Below are 6,885 nucleotides of genomic sequence, written 5' to 3' on the forward strand. Positions count from 1 at the left end.
ATAACGCTAATTTCTAATTGGTCTACGATCCCAAATTAATCGAGGATCAAATTTTTGCGATGCAATCATTGTCACAATTACGACGGTGGCAAAAAATACAACACCAATATCTGGATATACCCCCATCATTTGTTGATTTCTAACTAATGAACACACGACAGAAACCACAAAGATATCAATCATTGACCATTTACCGATAAATTCGACAGCACTATATAATTTTTTCATTCTCAAACAATTTTGTTTATTTTTTCGCTTAACCGCTAAGGCAAAATAACAAAGCCAGCTAAGTGAAATAATTTTCAAAATTGGAATAACAACACTCGCTGTAAAAATAATTAACGCAACAGGAACATCACCCGCTTGCCACATATAGATGACCCCATCCATAATGGTTGAAGTCGATGATGAACCAAATACAACCGTTATCATAATGCCATATAAATTTGCTGGAATATAAATTAGTAATGAAGTTGTTAGTAATGCAATCGTCCATTGTATTTTATTACGGTTTCGAATCTGACTTTTCTGTTTGCATCGAGGGCATTTAGCATACTCAAAAGGAACAATAGCCTGACAACAGCTACATAACTTTAATTTTTGACTGATTGCCGTTTTACCTGTTTTTAATTCGCCTTTAGCAAAATTATTTGTTTTAATCTCATTCCAAATTGCATCCGGAGAAAAAATAACTAACGCTTTTATATAAAAAAAGGCGAATAAACAAAAAGCCCAAAAAGAACTGGTTACGCCGATATTACCGTAACTCATCAATTTTACAAAGCTAACCAGTACCCCTGTTAGAAATATTTCTGGCATGCACCAGTGTTGAAATCTTTCGTATACAACTAACAGATCTCTTTTGCGATATTTTGAAAGCGCTATTTTAGAGCAAAGTAGCGCAATAATTGCTAAATTAATAACGGGAAAAAGCAATACAAACACGACAAAAAGCGCCGAAATATAACTGTAATTATCATCAAATAGTGTTTTAGGTATATCAATAACACTCACGCCATTAAAATTACCGACCAGACGAATATCAATAAATATAAAATGACTTGCTGCGATAACCATTATCAATGCACATATGGCGTAGATCATCGCTTTAAACTTCATATCTGCATTATTTTTAGCTAAGGTGGTATTACAACGAGGACATACCGCCTTATGTTTTAAAAGAATATCAGATAGCTCTACAACCAAATCGCAATTTGGGCACAATTCATATTCATTACATTGTTTATCAATGGTCATTATTTCCCTTTATGTAAGCGCTAATGAGATATGTAAAAAAAGTTAAGTTTAGCATAACATTTAAGTCTAAAGCTTTAAACAATTTGATCGACAAAAAATTGACTTCAATAAGATTAACTTAATTCGTATATGACTTATTAATCGCATTAAACTCACAGTAACAAATACCATTTTGCAGGAAAAACGAGCAAGTAATATCCAATTTTTACCTTATTTACTTTCTATTTTTTCAATTATTTTTTTGATAAACAAGTTCATTGGTTTTTATTTGTCCCAATGTATTGCTGGCTAACACTTATCTCGAATTGAACTAAACTATCTCTATTTTTAGTCCCTCACTTAAGTCTAAATTAGCGCATGAATTTAGTCGACATCATGAAAAAAAACATTTTATTATGTATCAGTTATTATCTATTTTATTTAAAGCAAAAAAAACTTGATACTGTATAACAATACAGTATAATACCACCCAATATGCTAACTCAGTGGAATTTTATTATATGAACGAAAACAAACAACGTGCACTTTCAGCAGCATTAAGTCAAATCGAAAAACAATTTGGTAAAGGTTCTATTATGCGTTTAGGGGATACCCAAACGTTAGATGTTGATGCCGTCTCAACTGGTTCTTTAGGACTTGATATTGCATTAGGCATTGGTGGCTTACCAATGGGGCGAATAGTTGAAATTTTTGGACCAGAATCATCAGGTAAAACCACATTAACATTATCGGTTATTGCACAGGCTCAAAAAGAAGGTAAAACTTGCGCATTTATTGATGCAGAACACGCCTTAGATCCAATTTATGCAGCTAAATTAGGCGTACAAGTTGATGACTTATTAGTTTCACAACCCGACACCGGTGAACAAGCACTTGAAATTTGTGATGCATTAGTTCGTTCTGGCGCAGTTGATGTGATCATTGTCGACTCGGTAGCAGCATTAACACCTAAAGCTGAAATTGAAGGTGAAATGGGTGATTCGCATATGGGGTTACAAGCTCGTTTGATGTCACAAGCCCTGCGAAAACTTACTGCAAATATTAAAAATGCGAATTGTTTAGTCGTATTTATTAACCAAATTCGGATGAAAATTGGTGTGATGTTTGGTAACCCAGAAACCACAACTGGTGGTAATGCACTTAAATTCTACGCATCTGTTCGTTTAGATATCCGTCGTACTGGTGCAGTAAAAGAAGGCGAAGATGTGATTGGTAGTGACACACGAGTTAAAGTTGTTAAAAATAAAGTCGCAGCGCCATTTAGACAAGCTGAATTTCAAATACTATATGGTTGTGGTATTTCTAAAGATGGTGAATTAATTGATTTAGGTGTCAAACATAAATTAGTTGATAAAGCGGGGGCATGGTATAGCTATAACGGCGAAAAAGTGGGTCAAGGAAAAGCGAATTCAATTAAATTTTTACAAGAGCATCCCGAAATTGCCAATGAACTTGAAACTAAATTACGAGAACTATTATTAAATAGTCCTGCGGTTTTTTCTGATGAAGACGCATCACCAGAAGATGAAAGTTTTGAGTAATGAGCAAAAAACTCAATAAATCTATCTTAAATAAAGCTGTGCAATTACTTGCACAGCGTGACCATTCATCCTATAAATTAAACCAAAAACTAACACTATTTTTTGCCAAAAAAATCAAAAGTTCGGACGAAGAGTATCACGAACAATACCATCAACTTAGCTCAGAAATTAATGATGTTATTGAGTATTGTATTGAGCAAAATTGGATGAATGATGCCCAATATATTGAAAAATATATTACTATGCGAGCTAACAAAGGATATGGTAAATACCGAATTGCATTAGAACTTAAGCAACGAGGTTTACCAACCGACTTAAGCCGTGAAATTCTGAATAATTCAGATATAAATTGGTCTGAAATTGCTCACCAACAATTAATTAAAAAATTTAAACAAATTGATCCCAAAAATAAACCTTTGTGGTACAAAAACATACAATTCTTAACAACCCGAGGTTATACACAAGATGATGTAAAAAATGTGTACAGTTTGTTGACTTAAACTGGTAAAATATCTAAAATGTATTCAATCGAAGTTTGAACGATACCCTTTACGAATAAAGCTCACTAGGTCATTTTATTTTTTCCTTATTTACTTGTAATATTAGCTAGATTCACTGCAGTATAAAGAACATCTACTATTCAACTTTAGTTGTAACGGGTATATTACTATATTTAAATATCTATCATTTTTATATGGAAGCCTAAATGAAAAGCACTGCAGAAATTCGTCAAAATTTTCTTGACTTTTTCAATAGCAAAGGACACGAAATCGTAGCAAGTAGTTCCCTTGTTCCACATAATGATCCAACATTACTATTCACTAATGCTGGAATGAATCAATTTAAAGATGTATTTCTTGGTATAGATAAACGTCCTTATAGTCGAGCAACAACAGCACAACGTTGCGTACGCGCTGGCGGTAAACATAACGATCTTGATAATGTTGGCTACACAGCTAGACATCATACTTTCTTTGAAATGCTAGGTAATTTTAGTTTTGGTGATTACTTCAAACGTGATGCAATTCATTTTGCATGGGAATTATTAACCAGTAAAGAATGGTTTAATCTTCCAAAAGATAAGCTTACTGTGACTGTTTATGAAACAGATGACGAAGCTTATGCTATTTGGGAAAAAGATATCGGTATTCCAAAAGAACGTATTATACGAATTGGCGATAATAAAGGTGCGCCTTATGCATCTGATAACTTTTGGCAAATGGGTGATACCGGCCCTTGTGGACCGTGTACCGAAATTTTTTATGATCATGGTGATCATTTATGGGGTGGACCGCCAGGTAGCCCTGAAGAAGATGGTGACCGTTTCATTGAAATTTGGAATATCGTCTTTATGCAGTTTAATCGCCATGCCGACGGTACCATGGAGCCTTTACCTAAACCTTCTGTTGATACAGGTATGGGACTTGAACGTATTGCTGCCGTACTGCAACATGTTAACTCTAATTACGATATTGATTTATTTAAACAGTTAATTAAAGATGCAGCTGAAATTATTCAAACTAAAGATTTAGAAAATAAATCTTTGCGAGTTATTGCCGATCATATTCGATCTTGTGCGTTTTTAATTTCAGATGGTGTGATGCCTTCCAATGAAGGTCGTGGCTATGTATTACGTCGAATCATCCGACGAGCAGTACGACATGGTCATATGCTTGGCGCAAAAGGAATATTCTTCTATAAACTGGTAAAACCATTAATTAACGTAATGGAAAATGCCGCAGTAGAATTAAATAATAATCGTGAACATGTTGAAAATACCCTGAGACTAGAAGAAGAACAATTCTTAAAAACATTAGAACGTGGTTTATTCTTACTTGATCAAGAATTAGCAAAAATTACAGGTCATGTTTTACCGGGTGATATTGCCTTTAAGCTTTATGATACTTACGGTTTCCCATTAGACTTAACGGCTGATGTCTGCCGTGAAAAAAATATCACGATTGATGAAGTCGGTTTTAATAACTGTATGGAAGAGCAACGAAAACGCGCGCGTGAATCAAGTTCATTTAGTGTTGATTATAGCAATGTGATTAAACTTGATGAGGTAACTGAATTTTTAGGTTATCAAGCAACAGAATCTTCCGCAAAAGTTATAGCGATTTTTAAAAATGGCCAAAAAGTTGACAGTATTCATGCCGGTGAAGACGCTATTGTGATATTAGATAAAACCCCTTTCTATGGTGAGTCTGGTGGTCAAATTGGCGATAAAGGTGTCTTAACCAATGCTAACCTTGAATACACCGTTTTTGATAGTCAGAAATATGGTAAAAGTATTGGTCATTTAGGGCAGATCGTAAAAGGATCCCTAAAAGTTGGTGATAATGTTACTGCAGCGATTGATGTTGAGCTACGTGAACGCATTCGTCGTAATCACTCTGCTACACATTTATTGCAAGCTGCACTGCAACAAATTTTAGGCAATCATGTTCATCAAAAAGGTTCATTAGTCAATGATAGCTATCTGCGTTTTGACTTTTCACATAATCAAGCCATAACAGCAGAGCAAATTACTGAAATTGAAAATCTGGTGAATCAACAAATACGTCGTAACTTACCTGTCGATATTGAGTTAATGCCAATAGATGAAGCTAAAAATAGAGGCGCTATGGCATTATTTGGTGAGAAATACGAAGACATTGTTAGAGTGCTAACAATGGGAGATTTTTCGATTGAATTGTGCGGAGGTACGCATGTTGATCGAACTGGTGATATAGGTCTATTTAAAATTACCTCAGAATCCAGCATTGCTTCTGGTGTTCGTCGTATTGAAGCTACAACAGGGCAAAATGCAATGGAGTACATACACCATGAATCCAATTTGTTAACGCAAATTGAACAATTGGTAAAAAGCGACAAATCTACAGTTTTAGTTCGTATTGAGCAATTGCTTGAACAAACTAAACAGTTAGAGAAAACCATAGAGCAATTAAATGCACAAAAAGCTAGCCAACAAAGTGCACAACTGCTCAATCAATGTGAAAACATTGGTAATAAAAATTTGCTAATCGCTAAACTTGATAATGTCGAAGCGAAACAATTACGCACAATGATTGATGATCTTAAAAATCAATTGAAGTCTGGAGTAATTGTTCTTGCTGCTGTTAATGGTGACAAAATTAATTTAGCTGCTGGTGTAACAAATGATTTAATTAATATTGTTAAAGCTGGCGAATTAGTATCTCAATTAGCATTAATGGTAGGTGGTAAAGGTGGTGGGCGGCCTGATTTCGCCCAAGCAGGTGGAATGGATCTTTCAGCGTTACCAGGAGCGTTATCTTCTGTGAAAAAGGAAATCAGTAATAAATTACAAGCTAGTTAGTGAGATAGATTCGATTGACTTAAAACAAGCCAACAGAGTTTGTCTTTTAAATCCATTATTGTGTTTATTGATGGACTAACGAAGCTACTTTTTATAACAGTTTGGATATATAAATAACTGAGAGTAGGAGATCGAATGTTAATTTTAACTCGGAGAGTAGGTGAAACACTAATTATTGGTGACGATGTTGTTATTACCATTTTGGGCGTGAAAGGCAATCAGGTCAGAATTGGTATTAATGCACCTAAAGAAGTTTCTATTCATCGTGAAGAAATCTATAACAGAATCCATCAAGCACAAAACAAGGCTGATGAGGTTTCTGAGCCTAAAGAATAGCAATATTTTGGGCACGAATTAAACAACTAGAACGCGTAAGCAAAAAAATGTTTGACTTATTTTTTGTAAACCGTAATATGTGCGCCACACATAATGATTTTGTTGTTCAGATAAAATCATGGTTGTTTTGGTGAGATGGCCGAGAGGCTGAAGGCGCTCCCCTGCTAAGGGAGTATGCGGTCAAAAGCTGCATCGAGGGTTCGAATCCCTCTCTCACCGCCATTTTTAAAAATTTAAAATATGCATCCGTAGCTCAGCTGGATAGAGTACCCGGCTACGAACCGGGCGGTCAGGGGTTCGAATCCCTTCGGATGCACCATTTTAACAAAATTCAAAATATGCATCCGTAGCTCAGCTGGATAGAGTACCCGGCTACGAACCGGGCGGTCAGGGGTTCGAATCCCTTCGGAT

The 6,885-nt window shown here is 35.3% G+C and carries 5 protein-coding genes and 3 tRNA genes; 7 read left to right on the top strand and 1 reads right to left on the bottom strand.

The features are described from left to right. Positions 1-6 precede the first annotated feature (6 nt). Positions 7-1,257, bottom strand: a complete 1,251-nt coding sequence (locus ACGH47_RS04060) for a PqiA/YebS family transporter subunit (protein ID WP_411622823.1) — start codon at positions 1,255-1,257, stop codon at positions 7-9. 500 nt (positions 1,258-1,757) lie between these two features. On the opposite strand from ACGH47_RS04060, the gene recA reads away from it, so the two are divergent. The 7 genes from recA (at position 1,758) to ACGH47_RS04095 (ending at position 6,885) form a co-directional block, all read left to right on the top strand. Beyond that, positions 1,758-2,798, top strand: coding sequence for a recombinase RecA (recA, locus tag ACGH47_RS04065; protein WP_267351741.1), 1,041 nt, complete (start codon positions 1,758-1,760; stop codon positions 2,796-2,798). Further along, on the top strand, positions 2,798-3,298 hold the full coding sequence (locus ACGH47_RS04070; RefSeq protein WP_267377868.1) for a regulatory protein RecX: 501 nt from the start codon (positions 2,798-2,800) through the stop codon (positions 3,296-3,298). Before recA ends, ACGH47_RS04070 begins: the two co-directional genes overlap by 1 nt. A 206-nt stretch (positions 3,299-3,504) precedes the next feature. After that, positions 3,505-6,138: an alanine--tRNA ligase gene (gene alaS / locus ACGH47_RS04075; protein WP_267377866.1), complete on the top strand. Its 2,634-nt coding sequence runs from the start codon at positions 3,505-3,507 to the stop codon at positions 6,136-6,138. Between the two features lie 135 nt (positions 6,139-6,273). Next, positions 6,274-6,474, top strand: coding sequence for a carbon storage regulator CsrA (gene csrA / locus ACGH47_RS04080; RefSeq protein WP_065559044.1), 201 nt, complete (start codon positions 6,274-6,276; stop codon positions 6,472-6,474). A gap of 129 nt (positions 6,475-6,603) precedes the next feature. Further along, a tRNA-Ser gene (locus ACGH47_RS04085) sits at positions 6,604-6,696 on the top strand. A 20-nt stretch (positions 6,697-6,716) separates the two neighbouring features. Beyond that, positions 6,717-6,793: transfer RNA gene (locus ACGH47_RS04090), tRNA-Arg, on the top strand. Between the two features lie 21 nt (positions 6,794-6,814). After that, a tRNA-Arg gene (locus ACGH47_RS04095) sits at positions 6,815-6,885 on the top strand.

The organism is Gilliamella sp. CG16 (assembly GCF_046635785.1).
GTDB classification, from domain to species: Bacteria; Pseudomonadota; Gammaproteobacteria; order Enterobacterales; family Orbaceae; genus Gilliamella; species Gilliamella apicola_I.

Bases quoted from the DNA above. Each gene is read 5' to 3' on its own strand.
- ACGH47_RS04060 (WP_411622823.1), bottom strand. From the start codon at position 1,257: ATGACCATTGATAAACAATGTAATGAATATGAATTGTGCCCAAATTGC.
- alaS (WP_267377866.1), top strand. From the start codon at position 3,505: ATGAAAAGCACTGCAGAAATTCGTCAAAATTTTCTTGACTTTTTCAAT.
- csrA (WP_065559044.1), top strand. From the start codon at position 6,274: ATGTTAATTTTAACTCGGAGAGTAGGTGAAACACTAATTATTGGTGAC.
- ACGH47_RS04070 (WP_267377868.1), top strand. From the start codon at position 2,798: ATGAGCAAAAAACTCAATAAATCTATCTTAAATAAAGCTGTGCAATTA.
- recA (WP_267351741.1), top strand. From the start codon at position 1,758: ATGAACGAAAACAAACAACGTGCACTTTCAGCAGCATTAAGTCAAATC.